General features: G+C 45.6%; 21 protein-coding genes. 2 read left to right on the top strand and 19 right to left on the bottom strand.

Features of this window, described 5'->3' with window-relative positions:
- Positions 1 to 53: 53 nt before the first annotated feature.
- The 8 genes from MKX36_RS07965 to citZ all read right to left on the bottom strand — a co-directional run bounded on the left by MKX36_RS07965 (position 54) and on the right by citZ (position 9,522).
- Positions 54 to 1,178, bottom strand: coding sequence for a methyl-accepting chemotaxis protein (locus MKX36_RS07965; protein ID WP_340864497.1), 1,125 nt, complete (start codon positions 1,176 to 1,178; stop codon positions 54 to 56).
- A 157-nt stretch (positions 1,179 to 1,335) separates the two neighbouring features.
- On the bottom strand, positions 1,336 to 2,067 hold the full coding sequence (locus MKX36_RS07960; RefSeq protein ID WP_013370356.1) for a response regulator transcription factor: 732 nt from the start codon (positions 2,065 to 2,067) through the stop codon (positions 1,336 to 1,338).
- Positions 2,068 to 2,195: 128 nt separating this feature from the next.
- Positions 2,196 to 3,998 carry a two-component system histidine kinase PnpS gene (gene pnpS, locus MKX36_RS07955; protein WP_340864496.1) on the bottom strand — a complete coding sequence of 601 codons (1,803 nt, stop codon included), beginning with the start codon at positions 3,996 to 3,998 and terminating at the stop codon, positions 2,196 to 2,198.
- Positions 3,999 to 4,118: 120 nt separating this feature from the next.
- Complete coding sequence (locus MKX36_RS07950) at positions 4,119 to 4,988, bottom strand: SDR family oxidoreductase (protein WP_025364514.1); 870 nt, start codon at positions 4,986 to 4,988, stop codon at positions 4,119 to 4,121.
- Positions 4,989 to 5,205: 217 nt separating this feature from the next.
- A complete protein-coding gene (locus MKX36_RS07945; protein ID WP_017425909.1) occupies positions 5,206 to 5,622 on the bottom strand; it encodes a hypothetical protein in 417 nt (138 codons plus the stop codon).
- Between the two features lie 386 nt (positions 5,623 to 6,008).
- A complete protein-coding gene (mdh, locus tag MKX36_RS07940; protein ID WP_340864495.1) occupies positions 6,009 to 6,950 on the bottom strand; it encodes a malate dehydrogenase in 942 nt (313 codons plus the stop codon).
- 16 nt (positions 6,951 to 6,966) lie between these two features.
- Positions 6,967 to 8,262, bottom strand: a complete 1,296-nt coding sequence (gene icd / locus MKX36_RS07935) for an NADP-dependent isocitrate dehydrogenase (protein ID WP_016819629.1) — start codon at positions 8,260 to 8,262, stop codon at positions 6,967 to 6,969.
- 147 nt (positions 8,263 to 8,409) lie between these two features.
- Positions 8,410 to 9,522, bottom strand: coding sequence for a citrate synthase (gene citZ / locus MKX36_RS07930; protein WP_016819628.1), 1,113 nt, complete (start codon positions 9,520 to 9,522; stop codon positions 8,410 to 8,412).
- Between the two features lie 344 nt (positions 9,523 to 9,866).
- On the opposite strand from citZ, the gene ytvI reads away from it, so the two are divergent.
- Positions 9,867 to 10,985 (top strand): sporulation integral membrane protein YtvI, encoded by a 1,119-nt coding sequence (gene ytvI, locus MKX36_RS07925; protein ID WP_016819627.1) that lies wholly within the window; start codon positions 9,867 to 9,869, stop codon positions 10,983 to 10,985.
- 29 nt (positions 10,986 to 11,014) lie between these two features.
- On the opposite strand, the gene MKX36_RS07920 is transcribed toward ytvI, so the two are convergent.
- From MKX36_RS07920 to MKX36_RS07890, 7 genes are all read right to left on the bottom strand, one after another.
- The gene (locus tag MKX36_RS07920) at positions 11,015 to 11,413 is read right to left on the bottom strand and encodes an FxsA family protein (protein ID WP_013370347.1); all 399 of its coding nucleotides are present in this window, start codon (positions 11,411 to 11,413) and stop codon (positions 11,015 to 11,017) included.
- Entirely contained in the window at positions 11,410 to 11,928 is a 519-nt protein-coding gene (locus tag MKX36_RS07915; protein WP_017425912.1) for an acyl-CoA thioesterase, read from the bottom strand. Before MKX36_RS07915 ends, MKX36_RS07920 begins: the two co-directional genes overlap by 4 nt.
- Before the next feature lie 135 nt (positions 11,929 to 12,063).
- Complete coding sequence (gene pelA, locus MKX36_RS07910) at positions 12,064 to 13,272, bottom strand: pectate lyase (protein WP_340864494.1); 1,209 nt, start codon at positions 13,270 to 13,272, stop codon at positions 12,064 to 12,066.
- Between the two features lie 206 nt (positions 13,273 to 13,478).
- Positions 13,479 to 14,321, bottom strand: a complete 843-nt coding sequence (pstB, locus tag MKX36_RS07905; RefSeq protein WP_016819624.1) for a phosphate ABC transporter ATP-binding protein PstB — start codon at positions 14,319 to 14,321, stop codon at positions 13,479 to 13,481.
- Positions 14,322 to 14,338: 17 nt separating this feature from the next.
- On the bottom strand, positions 14,339 to 15,235 hold the full coding sequence (pstA, locus tag MKX36_RS07900) for a phosphate ABC transporter permease PstA (protein ID WP_016819623.1): 897 nt from the start codon (positions 15,233 to 15,235) through the stop codon (positions 14,339 to 14,341).
- The gene (pstC, locus tag MKX36_RS07895; protein ID WP_013370343.1) at positions 15,235 to 16,167 is read right to left on the bottom strand and encodes a phosphate ABC transporter permease subunit PstC; all 933 of its coding nucleotides are present in this window, start codon (positions 16,165 to 16,167) and stop codon (positions 15,235 to 15,237) included. Before pstC ends, pstA begins: the two co-directional genes overlap by 1 nt.
- Before the next feature lie 105 nt (positions 16,168 to 16,272).
- The gene (locus tag MKX36_RS07890; RefSeq protein ID WP_016819622.1) at positions 16,273 to 17,196 is read right to left on the bottom strand and encodes a phosphate ABC transporter substrate-binding protein; all 924 of its coding nucleotides are present in this window, start codon (positions 17,194 to 17,196) and stop codon (positions 16,273 to 16,275) included.
- Positions 17,197 to 17,402: 206 nt separating this feature from the next.
- Between MKX36_RS07890 and MKX36_RS07885 the strand changes: the two genes are divergently transcribed.
- Positions 17,403 to 18,290 (top strand): LysR family transcriptional regulator, encoded by an 888-nt coding sequence (locus MKX36_RS07885; protein ID WP_117289740.1) that lies wholly within the window; start codon positions 17,403 to 17,405, stop codon positions 18,288 to 18,290.
- Between the two features lie 94 nt (positions 18,291 to 18,384).
- On the opposite strand, the gene pyk is transcribed toward MKX36_RS07885, so the two are convergent.
- From pyk to MKX36_RS07865, 4 genes are all read right to left on the bottom strand, one after another.
- Positions 18,385 to 19,815 (bottom strand): pyruvate kinase, encoded by a 1,431-nt coding sequence (gene pyk / locus MKX36_RS07880; protein WP_016819620.1) that lies wholly within the window; start codon positions 19,813 to 19,815, stop codon positions 18,385 to 18,387.
- 125 nt (positions 19,816 to 19,940) lie between these two features.
- Positions 19,941 to 20,924: an acetyl-CoA carboxylase carboxyltransferase subunit alpha gene (locus tag MKX36_RS07875; RefSeq protein ID WP_016819619.1), complete on the bottom strand. Its 984-nt coding sequence runs from the start codon at positions 20,922 to 20,924 to the stop codon at positions 19,941 to 19,943.
- Positions 20,925 to 21,818, bottom strand: coding sequence for an acetyl-CoA carboxylase, carboxyltransferase subunit beta (accD, locus tag MKX36_RS07870; protein ID WP_016819618.1), 894 nt, complete (start codon positions 21,816 to 21,818; stop codon positions 20,925 to 20,927). It abuts the gene before it with no gap.
- A gap of 180 nt (positions 21,819 to 21,998) precedes the next feature.
- Positions 21,999 to 22,187, bottom strand: coding sequence for a hypothetical protein (locus MKX36_RS07865; protein WP_007429680.1), 189 nt, complete (start codon positions 22,185 to 22,187; stop codon positions 21,999 to 22,001).
- Positions 22,188 to 22,289 lie beyond the last annotated feature (102 nt).

Here is a 22,289-nt window from a genome sequence, read left to right as displayed (position 1 = left end):
ATAAGCTGTGTGTAAATTCAGTGTGGTGGATTTGTTAACGGTATGTAAAATGATCAAGAACTCAGCATGAGCTCAAGCTCCTGTGCTATTCCAGCTGCATTCAAGGCAGCTTCTTCTGCGGAACGGGACATTTCACTATTTTTAGCCTCTATTTCATCGACTGCCTGCAATAATTTGGTAAACGTTTGGGTTCCGGCAGATATAAATTTAGAGCCTGTATGAATCTGCTGCATACTTGTATCCGTCAGTTCAGCAGTGTCACGCAGCATTTGCTCAATATGAGTGAGTAAGCCGGTAATCTGTACAGAAAAAGCTTTGGTCTGGAGTGACATATTCCGAACCTCTTGAGACACAATCTGAAAGCCACGCCCGTGTTCGCCAGCATGGGCCGCTTCAATAGACGCATTGATCGCCAGCAATCCGCTGTGATCTGCCAATGCACGAATGGATGAGGCCATGCCCGCAATATCATTCAGCGATTGGGTTAATGCTGTCATCTGCTCATGCTGGCGCTTCATTTGTTCCGTTACTGCATGATAAGAAAGCAGAACATCCTCCAGTTCCACTTTACCACGGCGGGATAATTCACTCATTGAGCGAGTTAGCTGCACACTGTCATCCGCCTCTTTCGCTGCATCCAAAACAGTCATCCGAATACGCTGGACTCCGTCATAGCTATGTCGAATCACATCGCCCCGATCTTCGTCTGCTTCTCTTTGCATTCGCTGAACGACAGACAGGATATCACGAATTGTGAGTACACCGAGTAATCTTGTCCCTTCCTTTATCAATAAACAATCGTAAAAACGCTGATCTTCACGCATCATCGCCTGTTCTACAATTTCCGTTGCTGGACTTTTCAAATCCACAATTAATGTATTCGGATCGGCAAATAGGGAAGCCGGTTTATCATAGAACAACGCCGCAGCGAACCTGCCCGTAAAATGACGATTGTATGCATCTCTCATGATAATGCCCAATGGAAGGTCATTTTTATCCACGACGATGACACAGGGGATATCTTCCTGTGCTTTCATAAGTGCTAACAGTTCTTTGCAAGACATATCCGTGCCAATGATCGGAACCTCCCGGCATGGCACATAGGTAGTAATCGGCTTGAACGTTTCACGTTCAATCACGGCAGTGGAACTCGGCTGGGTCTTTGGTTCCGTTATCATCGTTCTGAAGTCCCCTTTTTTTACTTACTTGGAGTGACGGGAACATCATATCGGTCATTTGTTGATTTTAATGGCTAGTTTTGTCAACGAAATGTAAAATCACAAAATGGACATAAAAGTTGCTGCTACGGCCTGGAAAGAGAAAAACGCTCCTCATTTATAACAAATGAGAAGCGCTTCTTTTTTTATTTACAACCAGCTTATACCCCACTCCGCGGATCGAATCAATATGAACCGAGTCAGGATCAAGCTCCAGCTTTTTACGTAAGGAGCTGACGTGTACATCCACCGTCCGTTGACCACCGATGTAGTCAAAGCCCCACACGGCATTCATTAGATCATCTCGAGTCAGGACGACACCCGGCTTGCGGGACAAATAGAGAAGTACCTCAAATTCCTTGGGTCTTAAGCTGATGGATTGACCTCCAAGAATGACTTCATATTTTTCAGGGTAGATTTCCAGCTCGCCCAGTTGAATTTTGGAGCCATCCTTCTGTTCAGACAACACTCCCTCATCCCCTCCGGATGTTCTTCGCAGCACAGCCGTTACACGGGCCAACAGCTCAGAAACGCCAAAAGGCTTTGTGATGTAGTCATCAGCACCCGACTTCAGTCCTTGGACCACCTCAGCCTCCCCGTTTTTAGCGGTGAGAATAATGATAGGTGTCGTCAGCCCCTGATGGCGAAGTCTGCTCAGAATGTCCAGTCCATTCATTCCCGGCAGCATCAAATCCAGCAGGATCAAATCGTAGGATTCTCTGGACGCTCTTTCAAACCCAGCACTGCCATGATCCTCCGTGTCCACTTCGAAACCTTCTTGTATCAAATTGTAGGATAGCAATCTGGCAAGCGTTGGTTCATCCTCAATAACCAGCAAACGTTGTCCCATTAATTACTTCATCTCCTGTTTACCTGTTAAAGGCGCATTAGTCAAAATCTCGAAATCTTCTCCATACTCATGCGACACCCGTTTATTTTATCACGGCATTGTTAACACAATGTAAAAAATGTTATAGTTCATTCTTCCTGTTGCAATAACGGTAATTCAACGGTAAACGTCGTACCCAAACCAAGCTCGCTTTCAACCGAAAGTGTACCATGATGCAGATCAACCAGGTGCTTGACGATAGATAATCCCAACCCCGTTCCGCCCGAGTTGCGTGAGCGACCTTTGTCCACCCGATAAAAGCGCTCAAAGATACGTGGCAGGTCCTTTTTCGGTATCCCAATACCCGTATCACTGACTGTAAATACGACCTTTTCCGTGTCATGGTCTCGCTGTAGCGTTATAACCTTGATTTTTACCTTGCCGCCATCAAGTGTATAGTTAATGCCATTAGACAAAAGGTTCAGGAAAATCTGCTGAAGCTTATCTTCATCTGCCTCCATAAACAATTCATCCGGGATATCCATGTGCAGTGTAATCCTTTTCTTCGCTGCTACATTGTTCAGTTTCTCCAGCAATGATTCTATGAAAGAAGAGATATGAATTGGAGAGCAATCCAGCGGAGAGCGCTTGGACTCGATTTTGGAAAGCTCCAGAATATCGCCGATCAGTCGATTCAGTCGTTCGCTTTCGTCATATATAATTTGTAAAAAGGAACGGGCTGTTTCCTCATCTTTGACCCCGCCACCAAGCAATGTCTCGGCAAAACCCTTGACTGCGGCAATCGGTGTTTTTAGCTCATGAGAAACGTTTGCCACAAATTCGCTTCGCATATTTTCCAACCGTCGAATAGCTGTAATATCCTGCAAAAGGAACAGCATCCCCCGGTATCCCCCTTCATCCTCATACATAGGGACACCATCTAGCAAAACGAGTCGTTCTTCGGGATTGTACAAATGCACCTCACCATGTAGCCTTTCTCGGCTTTGTATACTGCCCTCAATTAGCTTTGTGAGCTCATAGTGCTTCTTCAGCTCATGATACGGCTTGTCTGTCACCCGCTTACCCGCGACACCGAGCATACGCTCAGACTCACGGTTGACAAGCGCAATGCGTTCATTAGCATCGATCATCAGAATCCCGCCTGTCATATTACTCATGACGCTTTGCAGCAGATCCTCATTGTCACGAATCGTTTTCATTTGGTTTTGGAGGCTGTCAGCCATACGATTAATGGCTTCACCCAGTTGTCCTACCTCATCCCGGCGCTGTACGCCGACCCTTGCGTCATAATCCAGTCCTGAAATACGGTTGGCTACCCCTGTAATATGTTCAATGGGCGAGGTGAGGCTGCGAGCAATACGATAGCTCATCAGTCCAGCAGCAATAAACAGCAACACAAGCCCAATCCCGATGGCCGTCCAGCCGCGCTGCATTCCCTCTTCCACCGCTTTCAGACTCATGGATAAACGGATATATCCGTCAAAGCCCTTGTCCGATACAACAGGCTCAGCGACGTATAGCATGTTTCGTTGCAAAGTTTCACTGTAGCGTATCGTCCGTCCGATTCCTTCCGACGTAGCTTGTCGTATTTCTTCACGCGATGCATGGTTTTCCATTTTGCGCGGATCGCTTAACGAATCACCCACCACCGTCCCGTCCTTACGAATGAAGGTCACTCGCGAATCGGTCAGACGGGCAATTTCCTTCGCCTTCTCAGAATAATAGGAGACGTAATCTGTGCTGGATAGGGCATCAGCATTAACAAATGGGAAGGTTGCGCGAAGCAAGTCAATCTCGCGGCCCATGTTCTCCTCTAGCACCTTCATATTCGAATTTTTGAAAATTTGTCCCATAGTGATTCCAGCAGCAAGGACAGATACGCCAATCAAAATCAGCATGATCAGGGTAAGCCTGAAACGAAACGATTTCATAGAAATTTGCCCATCCTTTTATGTAAGTTAATCTCATTCTACAGGCTACCTGCATTATGTTCCACTGTGAAAAGAAAAAAGGCCGGAGCAAAAGACTGCCCCAACCTTTTCTTTATCCTCTTATCCGTTTACAACTTCACCGCCATTGATATGAATAACCTGCCCGCTTACATAAGACGAATCGTCTGAAGCAAGGTACACATAAGCTGGCGCCAGTTCTTCCGGCTGACCCGGTCGCTTCATGGGCTGTGCTCCTCCAAATTCGCTGACCGTCTTGGCATCAAAGGTAGACGGGATTAACGGTGTCCAGATCGGCCCTGGGGCTACAGCGTTCACTCGAATACCTTGATCCGCCAAATTGAGTGATAGGGAACGAGTGAATGATGTGATTGCCCCTTTGGTGGAAGAATAATCAATGAGCGTCTTATTCCCAGCGTATGCGGTAATCGACGTTGTGTTGACGATCGCGCTCCCTTTCTTCAAATGTGGCAATGCCGCTTGTGTTAGGAAGAACATACCGAAGATATTCGTGCGGAACGTGCGCTCCAGCTGTTCCTTGGTGATATCCTCCAGCTTTTGCTGTGGATGCTGCTCGGCCGCATTGTTCACGACGATATCAAGCTTGCCCAATTCGTTCACCGTCTGTTGCACCGCTTTTTTGGCAAATTGGTCATCTCCGATATCGCCAGGAATCAACACGCATTTGCGTCCTTCCTGTTCGACCTGACGTTTGGTTTCTTCCGCATCCTTATGCTCATTCAAGTAGACGATAGCTACATCCGCACCTTCTTTGGCATACGTGACAGCTACAGCCCGCCCAATTCCACTGTCTCCACCAGTAATCAGTGCAACTTTGCCTGTTAGCTTGCCAGCCGCTTTGTAAGTTGGTTTTTCAAATTGCGGTGCAGGCGTCATTTTGGACTCAATCCCCGGTTGCTGTTCCTGGTGCTGCGGGGGCAAGGTTTGCTGAGGTTGGTTGCTTTTAGCCATTGTACATTCTCCCTTCAAAATCAGATATTTTTTAGGATGCAACATTTGCATCCACTCTACTCCTGATTTACCACACAAACTTATCCGTTAAACGAAAAAAGAAAAATCCAGCTATGTGAGCACACAAAAAAAACGACCTATGCTTATTCTGCACAGACCGTTTTTTCAACGTTAGCCGTTGTCATTATTCAATTCCAACCGCTCATAAAATGATTCATTAAATAATATGGCTGTATACCATTAAAAACGTAATTAAGATCATGAAAACGGCCAACAGCGTACTGAACATTCGCACTTTACCAGCGTATTGCGTAATTGGCTGTTGGTTGCGAACCGCTTCCAGTGACAATCGTAATGGCTTACCCATAGCACCTGCGATACCAGAAATAGCAAGAAACAACAACAACACGACCACGATCCATGCTACCGAATAAGACTTCCAAGCAAAAATCATATAGATGCCGCTAATAAGCACAAGGATTAGTGCAAATTGCGCCAAACGGTTCAATAGCTGCACTGCCGATATCGTTCCCTCCTGCGCGCTTGGAGCCAATTTGTCGATTTTGCCCACGACGAAGGGAAGCAATAAATAAAAGCCCATTGCCAGTGATCCAATAATGTGAATAAAAAACATTCTTTATAACCTCCAATTCTTTATTTTCTTACAAACTGATTTTTCCATAGAACGATCATATTCCAACGAATGACTAGCATCTTTGCAATGTTTTGGGACATGCTTTTCTATGTAACTATTAATGCATATGAACTCTATTATACCGGGGAAGTGGGTTAAAGCAAAGGATATGAGGGGGAAAGTTTCAACTCGGGTGGATGCTTGTCCGCAATCATTCCGCTCGCTCCGCTGGTGCCAGCAAATCCAAACTGAAACTTTCAATATTAAAAGAAAAGGAAGAAAACAATAGACTATTTAAAAATAAAAGAGGTGGCCGACAGCCATAACTATGACTTGTGGACACCTCTTTAAGTAAAAAAGTATACCGTTTTAGTAGCAAATCGTATTTATACGTTGACTATTTTAGTCACATTACGAACCGCTTCGGCAGATTGATCGAGCGCTGCTTTTTCTGCAGCTGTCAATTCCAACTCGAACACTTTTTCGATGCCGTTACCGCCAAGAAGTGTAGGTACACCGAGGAACAGGTCCTGATAGCCATACTCTCCTTCCAGGTAAGCAATGACTGGTATAATCCGCTTTTTATCTTTTACAATCGCTTCTGTCATTTGCGCAAGCGAAGCTGCCGGAGCATAATATGCGCTGCCATTACCCAATAGGTTAACGATTTCTCCGCCACCCACTCGTGTACGTTGTACAATCGCTTCGATACGTTCCTGAGAAATCAGGTTATCGATAGGTATACCTCCTACGCTGGAATAGCGTACGAGCGGCACCATATCATCACCATGCCCTCCCATAACGAAACCGCGCACGTCTTCAACCGAAACATTCAGTTCCTGTGCAATAAAGGTACAATACCGAGCCGTATCCAACACACCTGATTGGCCAATAACCCGATTTTTCGGGAAGCCAAGCGTTTGGTACGCCGTATAGGTCATAGCATCGACCGGATTACTCAGAATAATGACGATAGCATTGGGCGCGTACTTCTTCACATTCTCACATACGGATTTTATAATTCCTGCGTTCGTGTTGACCAAATCATCACGGCTCATCCCCGGCTTGCGCGCGATCCCGGCTGTAATAATGACGATATCCGAGTTGGCTGCATTCTCATAATTAGAAGTGCCCATGATCTGGGTGTCAAATCCCTGCACTGGACCAGCTTCCAAAATATCAAGCGCTTTGCCTTTAGTCGGATTCTCTAGTTGCGGAATATCAATGAGTACGATATCACCTAACTCCTTCTGAGCCAGCAGCAATGCGGTAGTGGCACCGGTAAAACCGGCGCCAACAATGGATATTTTTTTGCGTTGAATGGTCAAGTAGTATTCCCCTTCCTTACAGGTTACTAATAATAGTGTCCGCGAACTCGGAGCATTTCACCTGTGTAGCACCGTCCATCAGACGGGCAAAGTCATAAGTTACAATCTTTTTATTAATGGACGTCTCCAGCCCCTTGTAAATCAGGTCAGCTGCTTCTTTCCAGCCCAAATGTTCAAGCAGCATAACGCCGGACAGAATTACGGAACCAGGATTCACTACGTCTTTGTCTGCATATTTTGGAGCTGTACCATGCGTAGCTTCAAAGATAGCATGCCCGGTTACATAGTTAATGTTTGCACCTGGCGCGATCCCAATTCCACCAACTTGAGCAGCCAAAGCATCGGACAGATAGTCCCCGTTCAGGTTCAGCGTAGCAATGACATCAAATTCAGAAGGACGAGTCAGCACTTGTTGAAGTGCAATATCAGCAATCGCATCCTTAATAATGATTTTGCCTGCATCTTCAGCTGCTTTTTGAGCTGCATTTGCCGCATCCTCACCTTCTTTTTCCTTGATGACATCATACTGAGCCCAAGTAAATACTTTATCTGCAAACTCTTGCTCAGCTACTTCATAACCCCAGTTTTTGAAGGCACCTTCGGTAAATTTCATAATGTTACCTTTGTGTACGAGCGTTACACTCTTGCGCCCATGGTCAACGGCATACTGAATAGCTGCCCGTACCAGACGCTTTGAACCCTCGGAGGAAACTGGCTTAATCCCAATTCCTGAGGTTTCAGGGAAACGGATTTTATTCACGCCCAGCTCTTGCTGAAGGAACTGAATTACCTTTTTCACGTCTTCAGACCCTTCGGCATATTCGATCCCTGCGTAAATATCTTCTGTATTCTCACGGAAAATGACCATGTCTACCAACTCAGGACGTTTTACTGGAGATGGGACACCGTTAAAGTAGCGAACAGGACGCAGGCATACGTATAAGTCCAGTTCTTGGCGCAATGCCACATTCAATGAACGGATACCACCGCCAATAGGTGTCGTAAGTGGACCTTTAATGGCTACAATATACTCACGGATGGCTTCCAAAGTATCGTTAGGGAGCCACTCGCCGTATGTATTGAAAGCTTTCTCACCAGCGAATACTTCATACCAGGCAATCTTTTTCGTGCCGTTATATGCTTTTTCTACAGCCGCGTCCAGTACGCGCTTGGAAGCTTTCCAGATGTCGCGACCTGTGCCGTCACCCTCGATAAACGGAATTACCGGATGATTTGGAACCTGCAGTTGACCGTTATCAATTGTAATTTTTTCGCCTTCAGTTGGGAGCTCAAACTTTTCAAATTTCGCCATAAGTTCCTTTTCCTCCTCAGATATGAATGGGTACAGGACGAAAGACATGATCTTTATCACAGACAAAAACGTATATCTCTCGCCGACCCTTCTATTGTACCTTATTTTTTAAATTCAGGGTATACAACCTCAATCTTCCTCCAAAGGTTAGCGCAACTCTGGTGACACATATTTTTGATCCATCGGACCTGTGTATTCCGCACGCGGACGAATCAAACGGTTATTTTCATACTGCTCCAAAATGTGTGCAGTCCACCCCGATACACGGCTTACAGCAAAGATAGGAGTAAACAGATCCCTCTTGATACCCAACTGGGTATATACGGAGGCAGAATAAAAATCCACATTCGGCTTCAAGCCTTTTTGCCCTGTTACAATACTCTCAATTCGAACTGACATATCAAACAACGTAGTGTCGCCGTTCATTTCTCCCAGCTCGCGGGACATTTTGTGCAAATGTTTGGCACGCGGATCACCGTTTTTATAGACACGATGCCCAAAGCCCATAATTTTTTCGCGGTTATCCAGTTTGGCCTGAATATAGGAGTCCACCTGATCCAATCCGCCAATCTCCTCCAGTGTTTTAGCAACAGCCTCATTGGCCCCACCATGTAACGGTCCTTTTAAGGCCCCAATGGCAGACGTGATCCCGGAATAAATATCTGATAAAGTGGCTACCGTTACACGCGCAGCAAAGGTCGAAGCATTCAATTCATGATCGGCATGCAGCACGAGAGCCTGATTGAACGCCTTAATAGCCGTCTCCTCCGGGTCCTTGCCAGTCAGCTGATACAAAAAGTTTTCAGCAATGGAAACACCTTTTTTAGGCGCAATTGGTTCCAAGCCTTCGCGTATACGCGCTATGGCTGCCACAATTGTGGGCAATTGCGCCTGAAGCTTGACGGTTTTGGTCACATTGGACTCTCTTGACATATCATCCGCCTCTGGGTCATACAAAGCAAGAGACGATACAGCTGACCTCAAGGCAGCCATCGTACTCAATTCTTTCGGGTATAACTTTAATTGAGTAATAATTTCATCCGGAATAGCAGCATATTCGCTTAACTGGCTGCGAAGCTCTTGCAATTGCTCTTGGTCAGGTAATTTTCCAAACCACAACAAATAAGCTACCTCTTCAAAATCGGCGTTAACAGCCAAATCATCAATGTTATAACCCCGGTACGTGAGAACGCCATCTACGATAGAGCTTATGGAGGAAGTGGTCGCTACGATCCCTTCCAGACCTTTAGTCGCTGTCATCGTTACATCTCTCCTTTGTAAAAACATTGTGAACGGACTTGCAATGTAAACATTTTCAAAAGTAAGATATGTCTTTTATTTAGCTGAGTAATGTTAACGCCATATGTCAATATTTAAACCTTCTTTCACTATACTGGATTTTGTCGTTTATGTGAACATTGAGGGCTATTCCAACACATTCAAATGTTTTATCGCATCTATAAAGAAATTTTTGAAACCCCTTACAAAATATATGCGTTCATTTGCACTTTTTTACATAGGTCTTGTCTTACCCTCCTCCCGCATAAGTATAGTAGAGCACTTCCTTTAAGGAGTGCCATCGAAAAGAAAGGAGTCGTGAGAGCTTGAGTCGGTTAATCTTGAATCGCATATTTCGTGCTCTATGGGTCGTAATCGTGATTGTAGCTCTGTTGCTGGGCATATATATGCTGTTCCCTCTCGTTTATCCTTTCCTATTCGCCTGGCTTGTGGCCTATGCTATGAACCCATTGGTCGTTTTTTTGCGTAACAAGGCTCGTATGCCACGTTGGGCGGCTGTCACGGTCTCCTTATTTGTATATTTAGGCGGAATCGCAATCATCCTGTCTGCTGCAATCACCCGAATGGTTCGAGAAATGATTAAGCTGGCCATGACTTTTGACGGGCACATCGAGCGTTTTAAAAGCCTGTTTATTGATTGGACGCAAAGCGATTTAATCCAAAATATAATTATTGAAATCAACCATTTTATTCGGGATAATCCCGATTACCAACACACCATTAACAGCAATATTGATAAAACGACTCAAACCGTCAGTTCTGCTGTTACTACGCTAGTCGGTCAATTTTTTAATGGGGTTTTAAATTTGCTAACCTCTCTACCTAATATGGGAGCTGTGCTAATGGTTATTGTATTAGCGGCCTTTTTTATTAGTAAGGATTGGGATCGACATAGTCGAATACTTTCGAATACGGTTCCTGATACGATCCGCAAACCATTGTCAGATATTTGGCACGATCTGCGTAAAGCATTGTACGGCTATTTGCGTGCACAGTTTATTATCATTTCCATTACCGCATTAACGGTTATCATTGGGCTGTTCATCTTGCGTGTGGAATCGGCCTTTACCATCGGTTTGATGATCGGGCTGGTGGATTTGTTACCTTATTTAGGGGTTGGCATTGTGATGATTCCGTGGACACTGTATGCGTATATGTCAGGGAATTTGGCACTAGGGGTTGGATTGTCGATCCTCTATGCCATCCTGTTGATTGGACGGCAGATCGTGGAACCTAAGGTGCTGGCCAGCAGCGTGGGATTGAACCCGCTTCCCACCCTCATCGGTATGTTCATCGGGCTCAAGCTGTTTGGCGTTTTAGGACTCATTATCGGACCTGTATCACTCATCGTTCTTGATGCACTGAATCGTGCAAATGTCATTCAGGACTTGCGCAACTACATTCTTGCTGGAAGAGTCCGCTAGGTTATAGAGAGGGGACAACGGCAGCTCAGTCAAAACCGCCGAAACGTAATACTGCCGTTTTTCATTTTTTTCTCCAGCCACTTTAATAAAAAACGTCGGTACAATACTCGTGTTAAAGGAAACACCAACGTAAAACCAATAATATCCGTTATAAATCCAGGGATAAGCAGCAAGCTCCCGCCGAAAAACACACATAATCCATCCAGCATTTTACGGCCAGGCATTTGGCCACGGTTCATTTCATTTTTGGCATCGGCAATCACCTTTCGACCTTCAAATTGCATCATGGCAGCGCCAATCAAGGTCGTCAGAATAATGAGCAGAATAGTTTTCCCCGCTCCAATCCAGTGACTTACCCATATAAACCCGTACAGCTCCGCCAAAGGAATGAGCAGCAGCAACAGCCACAGACGTTTACGCATCATCATGACTTCTGTCCCTCCCCGCCTGTAAAAGCAGACCTTAACGCAGTGTACAACTCAGGCAGTGCCTGATCGAGCCGAACGGGCTTCCAGTCGGTATTCAGCCACACATGTCGTGTCGATCCTGTGACCAGCAGTTCTCCCGGCAGCGTGTCAGCCTCTGTCCATACCTTTCCCACATTGTTTTGGTGCTCCTCATCCGTTACCCGTCGAACCTCATAAGTATAGTTCAGACGTAGTCTGGAGAAGTCCGTAATAGCGGTATAGATAGTAACTAAATCATCATATCGAGCAGGGCTCGCATATTTCGCATTGATTTCAATAACTGGCAGCAAAACTCCTCGATCTTCCATGCTCCGGTAGTTAAAGCCTGCCTGCCGAATCATTTCCGTACGTCCGATCTCAAACCAGTTTAAATAATTCGCATGATACACGACCCCCATCTGGTCGCTTTCCTGATAACGGACACGTAGAGGTGCGCCATACCATCGTAGTTGCGTTTGTTTCTCCTCTTGAGTCATACAAGCTCTCCTATCTTTGTGCATCTTTATCTCTATTTTGCCCTCTCTCCATTAAACCATATTTACCGCCTGGGAACAAAAAGAGGGCCGAACCATACGGCTCTCCCTCTCAAAGCATTTACAATGATGGCTTTATTATTGTGGCAACGGCTTGGACAGTTTATAATATCCACTTTCCGAAGCCAGTTTCAATAAGCTCTTGGCCTGACTTCCCGCCCAGGCGTAACCAAGTCGTCTTTCTTCACTAATTTTCATGATGTCCGTATACTTTTTGCCATCTCGGTCTGAGAAGAAATACTTATTGTCCTCCACGTTGTAGAAACGATACCACATCACGCTTGATGCATCCTTTTGGAAGAACTCCGGACCTTGACGATTGTATTTCATACCGTCGATCCGATTCGTGTCAAACCATTTCAAGGCACTCTGAGCTGCTTTTTTCACCTCAGTCGTCTGCGGTTGAGACATTAAGAATGCGGTAATGCCTACCGATTCCGTCGTTGTTTTGGAAGCAAGCTCGAATGCTCGCGCAGGCACAGATTCATAAGTAACCGGATCATGCTGTGCTCCCCAAATTGTTGGTGTGCCATTGTTTACAATTTGAGCTTTTAGTGTATACTGTACGCCTTTATTCAGAGCCTGCTGAAGTCTGGAGCGATATGTATTGTCAAGAATATCGCTATCAAACGGCTGTCTTTTGTTTACAATGTCATCTGCCAGTACCATCACTCTAACCATAGCATCATCGTTGTAAGTTGCGGCATCTGAGTAATTACCACGTTTAGGGTAAACCTGTGGCCAAGCGCCAGAGGAATATTGAGAGGTTAGTACGAAATCAACTGCTTTTTGTACACTGTTTTTAATGTCTTTGTTTTTAGTTTTTTTGTATACATCCGCTAAAAAGCGGATCTCGGTTGTCGTGGCCTCGTTATCAATCGTTCCGAGTTCAACACCATCCTTGCTCTTCCATGTAGAACGTGCTGCCTTGCCATCCCATTTGGATTTATAATTCTTTTCCATCGCTTTGAAGAATCCACCATGCGGCAATTGCCACGATACAATATTCAAAGCAAGCGTAGTGTCCTTGGATGTATTTCCTGTAGAAAATTTACTAAAATCACGATACTTATCCAGCAAACTACTCACATTCACACTAGCCAGTGGAACAACAGCATTTTTGTAAACGTTTGCATCATTGTATACGGCTTGGGTAACACTCGCACCTGCATCAGTCACATTCTGCTCAGCTGCTGCCCATGAAGGGCTAACAAGTCCAGTTGTTAGGGTAATAGCCATTCCAGAAAAAGCAATCCATTTGACAGATTTTTTAACGTTAAACTTCATTGCAAACCTCTCCTTTAATTGGATTGTGGTATTTCAAGAACTATTAAACACATGTATTATATGAAAATATAACCAAATAATCAATATATTTTATTATATACAAATGTAAGAGTTTACTAAACTAATAAAAAAACATCTTACCAATACTAGATTAGTAAGATGTTTATCATGTTTTATATCTATAACAAGTCGTCAATCTGGACGGCTTATCCAAAGCGACCCATGATATACTCTTGAGTCAACTCGTTTTCAGGATTGGTGAATATATCGTTTGTTTTCCCATGTTCCACCAAACTTCCAACATAAAAATAGGCAGTATAATCGGAAATTCGTGCAGCCTGCTGCATATTGTGCGTCACAATAACGATGCGCAGTTCTTTTTTCAATTCGGTAATAAGCTCTTCCACCTTGCCTGTAGACACAGGGTCCAGCGCGGAAGCAGGCTCGTCAAGCAACAGAATTTTCGGTTGAACGGAAAGTGCACGTGCAATACAAAGCCGCTGCTGTTGCCCGCCAGACAGAGCAAGAGCCGAATCGTGAAGACGATCCTTGACCTCATCCCATAATGCCGCCTTACGCAGGCTGCTTTCGACGATTTCATCGAGCTGCTTCTTTTTGCGCACTCCCCGGTATTTAGGACCGAACGCAATGTTATTATAAATCGATTTGTAAAAAGGGTTAGGCCGTTGCCACACCATGCCTATTTGCTGACGCAGCTTGATCACGTCCGTCTCAGGTGCCGTTAAATCCTGTCCGTCCATCCAAATATGTCCCGTTGTCGATGAAGACGCAATCTCATCATTCATTCGGTTAAGGGAACGCAAAAAAGTCGATTTACCACAGCCGGAAGGCCCAATCAGGGCGGTCACGGTCTGCTCTGGAAAAGCTAAGTTTACTTTTTTCACGGCCTCAAAGCTTCCGTAATAAATACTCAAATCCTCAGTACTGAACGGATGTGGCGCTTGCCCCGCAAGTTGTTCTGAACGCGTAGACTGAACGGATGTTGCTGGTGTGGCGGTTTTTGCCGTTCGTGTAATCACATGTTCCATTGTTCTCCATCCCCTTTCTAATCCATTCGTTTGGCAGCTGTCAACCGACGGTAAACGACTCTTCCGAACCATCTTGCACTCAAGTTGAAGACCAGAACGAGCAGCACCAATACCGCAGAAGCGCCTGCGGCGATATCTTTGGAGTCAGGAGCAATGCCTTCACTGTTGACCTTCCAAATATGAACAGCCAATGTTTCGGCAGGTCGCATCGGATTAATAGGCGATCTGGCATGCAATGGATTCCAATCGGTAAAATCAAGCGGCGGTGTACTCATCCCTGCTGTAAACAGCAATGCGGCGGCTTCCCCAAAAATACGGCCTGCGGCCAAGATGGTACCCGTAATCAAGCTTGGCAGCGCTGCTGGCAACAAAATGGAGGTAATGATTTTCCACTTGGACAATCCGAGCGCAAGTCCGGCTTCCTTTTGCTCCTTCGGTACAGCACGGAAAGCCTGCTCAGTTGTGCGAACCATCAGCGGCAGATTGAATACGGCTAGAGCCAGCGCCCCTGACAAGAGGGAAAAGCCAAAATTAAATGTATTGACGATGAGTAATAGTCCAAACAATCCAATGACGATCGACGGGAACGAGGACAATACTTCGACGACAAGTCGTATGAAGTCCGTAATTTTTCCCGGCTTTGCATATTGCGCCATGTAAATGCCGGCGCCCCAGCCAATTGGAATGGTGATAATCAAAGTTAAGATTAGCAAAAATACAGAATTAAACAGTTGCGGACCAATGCCGCCACCTGCACGTAACGTTTGCGGAGCACTGGTTAGAAAGTCAAAAGAAATATGACTGACTCCACGGGCCAAAATGAAGCCCAGCAATCCCACCAAAAGTGCAACAATGAACAAGGCGAAGAAACAGATTACAAATGTAGCGATCTTGTCGGTCGTTTTAGCTTTCATCAAACCCGGTTTCTCCTTTCAAGCAGCCTTACCAGCAGCACGAAAATAAATGTCATGAGCAGAAGAACAAGCGCCATACTCCAGAGTGCATTGTTATGAACGGAGCCCATCGCTGTGTTGCCCATGCTAAGTGTAATGACGCTGGTCAAGGTCGAAGCGGATTCCAGCAAGGAATGCGGTATGTGCGGAGCATTCCCGATGACCATCTGTACAGCCAACGCTTCTCCGAAGGCACGAGCCATCCCGAGAATAATTCCTGTTAAAAGAGCAGGCAGCAGCGTCGGGATAATAACACGGGCAATTGTCTGCCAGCGGGTAGCCCCCAATGCATAAGAGGATTCTCGCAGTCCCCCCGGCAGGGAAGACAACGCATCCGCCATAATACTCGTAATCGTCGGTAAAATCATAACCGACAACACAAGGCAACCTGCGAGAATACCAATGCCTTGTCCCCCGAACACGTTTCGCAGCAATGGGACGATTACGGTCAAGCCGACAAAGCCATAGACAACCGACGGAATGCCGGATAACAATTCAATGGCAGGCTGAAGGATACGTTTACCCGATTTCGGCACGATTTCCGTCATAAACAAAGCTGCGCACAAGCTAAGCGGACTGGCAATTAAGGCCGCTAGTATGGTTACGGCAAAAGAACCCGTAATGAACGGAAGCGCGCCGAAGGACTTGGGCTCGCCATCCGGGCTCCATTTGGTTCCAAAGAAAAATTCTCGCAGACTGACTCCATTCACCGCAAATGTAGCTACACCTTTGGAGGCAACAAAATATACGATGGAGACAATGACTGCAACTAAAAAAACGACACAAACCGACGTATAGATGCGGCCGGTCCATTCTTCCCAGTAATGTCTTTCTTTCATAACTCGGGATCGTTTATTCTGTTCCATGTATGCCTTCCCTTCAATTGGTTCCATACTGTAACTCCTTTAAGCGAAGAATAGAGGCCGGACGTTAGTCCGCCTCTTCTTCGTGAATATACTCGCGTTAGCTGCGTTCATCCGAACAGGAGATCGCTCTCCTTATTTCGTGATATTACCGTCAGCATCACGTTTCACTTGCATACCTGATACCGGGATGTATCCCAGGTCTACAACGTCTGCTTTTTGGATTTCATCAGACAGAATATAGTCCAGGAATGCTTTTACATGTTCTTTTGGCTCACCTTTAGTGTACATATGCTCATATGCCCACACTGGATATTTACCTTGTTCTACATTTTCAACGTTAGCTTCCACACCGTCGTACTTCAAAGCAGTAACTGTGTTGTCGATGTAGGACAGAGCCAGGTAACCAATCGCACCAGGTGTTTCAGCAATCAGCTTTTTCACAGTACCAGAGGAATCTTCCTGAATGGAGCCTGGCAGATCTTCTGTTTTTTGTCCCAGCGCGTATTTTTCAAAGGTTGCACGAGTACCGGAGCTACTTGGACGGTTCACGATCACGATTTTTTGATCTGCACCGCCAACTTCTTTCCAGTTCGTAATTTTACCTGTGAAGATTTGTACCAGTTGATCTTTTTTCAGGTCTGTTACGCCTACTTTAGGATTCGCTACCGCTGACATAGCTACAACAGCTACTTGGTGATCGACCAGCTCTTCTGCGCCGCTCTCCAGTTTTTCCTTTGCAAATACGTCAGAGTTACCGATATCCGCTTGTCCACCGGAAACTTGGGTCAAGCCAGTACCGCTACCGCCACCCTGCACTTGAACCGCAATGCCTTTATATTTATCGACAGCCATAAATTTTTGTCCCGCTTGCTCTACCAATGGTTGAAGTGCAGTGGAGCCAACAGCCAGAATGTTACCTGTCAGTTCAGCAGCTGCTTTATTGTCTGTTCCTGCAGCAGCGTCTCCTTGTGGTGCAGCATTGTTACCGGATCCGCAAGCTGCAAGTGCAAATACCATGGTGAGAGTCATCAGAATGAACGGCCATTTTTTCAACATTTTTTATTGTCCTCCCCTTAGTTAAGTGACGGTTTTTTATTTATGACCATCAACACTTTTACATTGTAGGCCCGGAATGTTAGACGAACGACTAGGTTTTGTAAAACAAATATAAAATATTGATAGATAAATTATTTTTCGGTATATAATTAATCTATAGTTTAAATTCACGCATAAATATCAAGTAAGGAGAGTTGTTCGATTCTATGAATATTTTAAAATTGCGCATCTTAGTGCTGATCGATAAATACCATAAAGCGACGGAGGTGGCCGAAACTTTACAAATCAAACAGCCCACCGTCAGCTTTCATATGAAAAGTCTGGAAAAGGAAATGGGTGCGACTCTGTTCTCTCTCCAACAAGGCAGAATTATGCTAACCGAGGCTGGTAAAAAAATGTTGCCTTACGCAAAGCAGATTCTCTCTCTTGAGCAAGAGGCCCGACAAGCTGTAGATGAACAGACAGAAGAATCTCAGAGCCTCTTACATCTGGGCGCAGAGTCGATTTCAGGCATGTATCTTCTCCCAACTATCATGGCTGAATTTGCACAACAATATCCAGAATGGCGTATTCAGTTAGAGATTCAATCTCCGGATGTAATCAAGCAGCTACTGAAAGAGGGAGATATTGATTTTGCTTTTCTCGACGATGGAGAATCTCTTCTGGAGAATACGGTGGCAGAACCAGTGGCTTCAGATCAGGTGGGGATTATCCGCTCTGCATCGGCTGAGACATCCAAGTCACTGGACATCAATGGGCTCGATACGCTGGATAAGCACATATGGGTAAAATATAGCGGGGCATCCGTTGTAGATTCCTATTCTTCGCTAATTAAATCCCATCTGGAAATCAACTCTTGGGAAGCAGTAAAGCAAGTGGTAAGTGGCGGTGACGCGCTTGCCTTCTTTCCTGCCTGCGGAGTTCGTAGCGAGGATCATACTTTCCCCTCGGTGGAATGGCTTCCTTTTCCCGAAGCTGACAAAAAAAAGCGCTATTATCAAATAAACATCGTGTATCAACAAGATACACATAGGAACATGATGCAACAGGCATTCCTTGATTTTATACGACGAGAAGGAATAAGAACTAGTTAACAAAAAAAAGCATTCAGGTCTTATGGACCTGAATGCTCTTTTACTTATTGTAACGAGTAAATGCCATCCCTGTATTACTTTGCGGGGACTACAATTACGCTTGTGCTGGTACGCAGCTAATTTTGATCAGGTTCGTGGAACCGGAATCACCAAGAGGTACGCCCGCTGTAATCACAACCAAATCGCCCTCTTTAACGAGGCCAGATTTGCGGCCACCTTCCAGAGCATTGTCAAACAGACTGTCTGTTGTGTCAACGATGGGTCTGCCTTGTACTGCATGTACGCCCCAGATCAGAGCCAAACGGCGAACTGTTCTTTCCTGTGTTGTCACAGCGACAATCGGAGCTTCTGGACGGTATTTAGAGATCATACGCGCCGTTGTTCCGCTTTGCGTGGACGTCAGGATTGCTTTGGCATGCAGGTCAAGTGCAGAAATAGAAACGGATTGGCTGATTGCTTCTGTAATACTAATTTCTTGAGCCGTTCTTTGTTTTTTGAACAAATCGCGGTAGTTCAGAGAAGACTCAGCTTTTTCAGCAATACGTGACATGGTCAATACAGATTCTACCGGATATTTACCCGCAGCTGTTTCGCCGGACAGCATAATTGCATCTGTTCCGTCAAAAATAGCATTGGCTACGTCACTTGCTTCCGCACGAGTCGGACGCGGGTTACGTTGCATGGAATCCAGCATTTGTGTTGCTGTAATAACAGGCTTGCCAGCTACATTACATTTGTTAATCATCAATTTTTGCGCCAAAGGCACTTCTTCAGCAGGAATTTCCACACCGAGGTCACCACGGGCAACCATCAGACCATCCGAAGCTTCCAAAATTTCATCCAGGTTGTCAACACCTTGCTGATTTTCTATTTTGGAGATGATTTGAATGTGGCTTGCGTTGTGCTTCGCCAGCAATTCACGAATTTCCTGTACATCACTTGCTTTACGAACAAAAGAAGCCGCGATGAAATCAATGTCCTGCTCAATACCGAAAATGATATCATTCGCATCTTTCTCCGTAATACCAGGCAATGAAATAGCAACGCCTGGAACGTTAACGCCCTTCTTGCTTTTGATCGTTCCGCCATTGACAATGCGGCATTTGATTTCAGTGCCTGATACTTCAATAACGGTGAGTCCGATCAGACCATCGTCGATCAGAATGGTGGAGCCGGGCTCCACGTCCGAGGGAAGATCCTTGTACGTAATGGAGATACGATCTTGCGTACCGAGAATTTCTTCCGTTGTCAGCGTAATGAACTCGTCCTGAACAAGCTCAATAGGTTCAACTTCGAGCTTTCCTGTCCGGATTTCCGGCCCCTTCGTATCGAGCAAAATAGCAACATTTTTGTTAAGCTCCTTACAAGCTTGACGGATGTTTTTAATCCGGTTGCCATGCTCCTCGAAATCACCGTGAGAGAAATTCAGGCGGGCTACGTTCATACCAGCCATAATCAGTTTCTTCACATTTTCCAATGATTCACTGGAAGGACCGATGGTACATACAATCTTAGTTTTGCGCATTTGGGTTTTTCCTCCGTTTTCAAAGGTGCTACTCTTTATATCTTTTTCCAACAATTAAATCTACTACACTTTTTCCTATTTGTATAGGAAGTTCGTCATATTTATTGTTACCCGTTTCCAGCGTATTACAACATAGGTTCAGATTCCGAAGGTTTTAAGAAAGTATATTGTCCTATTTTCCGGAATTTTTGATACCTGTCTTCTCTCAATTCATCGCAGCTCATATTCGTAAGGTCTGCCAAATGACGTTCTAATAACTCCTTGATTGCGGCAGCAGTCACTTCATAGTTACGATGTGCGCCCCCTTTCGGCTCTGGCACAATATCCTCGATAATCTCCATGCGCAGGAGGTCATTAGCGGTGATCTTCATCGCTTCAGCTGCCTGATCTGCCTTAGAAGCATCTTTCCATAGAATTGAGGCTGCGCCGTTCGGAGAAATGGCCGAATAAATGGCGTGTTCCAGCATCAGCACACGGTTACCCACTGCAAACGCAAGCGCACCGCCGCTTCCACCCTCGCCGATGACCACACAAATAACAGGCACCGAAAGCTTTGCCATCTCCCGCAAATTGCGGGCAATCGCTTCCGATTGACCTCTCTCCTCTGCTGTATTACCCGGATAAGCGCCCTTCGTATCAATAAATGTAATAATAGGACGCTTAAATTTTTCAGCCTGCTGCATCAGTCGCAAGCCTTTACGGAATCCTTCCGGATGGGCACTACCAAAAAAGCGTGCAATGTTATCTTTGGTATCCTTACCACGTTGCTGACCAATGACGGTCACCGGAATACCATTTAGCTTGGCAATCCCGCCCACAACCGCCAGATCGTCTCCGAACAAGCGGTCGCCATGCAATTCAATAAAATCTGTAAACACCTGCTCGATCAAATCAAGGGACGTTGGTCTTTGATGATGACGAGCCAGATGCATCTTTTGCGATGCTGTAATGTTCGTGTATATTTCTTCTTCCATCTGGAGATAACGTTCTTCCAGACGGTTAATTTCATCTGTAAAATCAATTTGCTTGTCCTGTCCGAATTGCTTAAGTTCTTCGATCTTCTGTCGCATCTCGACCAGGGGCTTTTCATAAGGCAATTCGCCAGCCATTTATTCCTCCCCTTTCACACTGTGCAGATCAAGCAATTGCCCAAGGGTATCACGCAGTTCCTTGCGATGTACAACCATATCCAATTGTCCGTGCTGCAAATTAAATTCGGAAGTTTGGAAATCATCCGGCAGCTTCTGTCTGATCGTTTGCTCAATTACAATACGACCTGCAAAACCAAATACAGCACCTGGCTCTGCAATAATAATATCTCCAAGCATAGCAAAGCTGGCGGAGACTCCACCTGTAGTCGGATCAGTGATCACAGAAATATAGAGCAATCCCTGCTCGTCCAGACGAGCGAGAGCAGCGCTTGTTTTGGCCATCTGCATCAGACTCAGAATACTTTCCTGCATACGTGCCCCACCGGATGTGGAGAAGATGATAAGCGGCAAGCGCTTGTCAATCGCCTGCTCAATGGCACGCGTAATTTTCTCTCCTACGACCGAGCCCATACTGCCTGTAAAAAAGTCAAAGCTCATCACCGCTACGACAACAGGATGCCCATGAATAAGGCCGTCGCCCGTAACGACAGCCTCGCGCAGGCCAGATTTCAGGGTCTGTTGCTCCAACTTACTTGCATATCCCGGAAAGTCCAGCGGATCAACCGAAATCATATCGGCATCATATTCCGTAAACGTGTCTTCGTCGAGCACCATGCGAATGCGATCCATTGCATTCAAACGCATATGGTATCCGCACACCGGACACACTTTCAAATTTTTCTCCAACTCTTTGCTGTATTGAATACTTCCACACTTGCCACATTTGGTCATAAGACCTTCGGGAATTTCCCGTTTGGGACGATCCGGCATGTCCGCTTGATCGCCGCTCAGCGCCCGTTCCGAAGGGATGGTCGCGTATTTACGCTTCTTTTGGAATAAATCTTTAAACACAACTACACCTCTCCAGCCGTTTATTTGTCAGCCGTAACCGATACAAGGTCCTCTGCCGTCGATGCGGCACCTCTAAGCATTATGTTCATACACACGTCAACGCCTGTTAATACAACATTACCGCCGATCGTGCATCCTTTGTTCCATTCATGCTGCTGTATCACTTCCGCCGTTCCGGACTCAAGGGCGCAAAATCGAATTAAGCACTTCCTGTATTTCTTCGACTTCACCCGAAGGCACAAGTATCTCAAACTGTTGCTTGGATGCACTGATGGCCCGGGTCTGCACCATAAAACCTTCTTCAGACAGTTTGAGCTTAATCATGTCAGCCAGTCTGGCCGTCGGTGCAATATATATCACCGTCCACATGCCTTGTTTCTACCCCCTAAGCCTCAAGTTTTGAGCCCATATAATAGACTCATGATAACATACCTTACTTTTTTCCCGCAACAAAAGCCCTCCTGATCATTC

The sequence above is a fragment of the Paenibacillus sp. FSL W8-0439 genome (assembly GCF_038008995.1).
Classification (GTDB): Bacteria; Bacillota; Bacilli; order Paenibacillales; family Paenibacillaceae; genus Paenibacillus; species Paenibacillus polymyxa.
The sequence above is the reverse complement of the archived record's forward strand: the minus strand, read 5'-3'. Positions and strand labels throughout refer to the sequence as shown.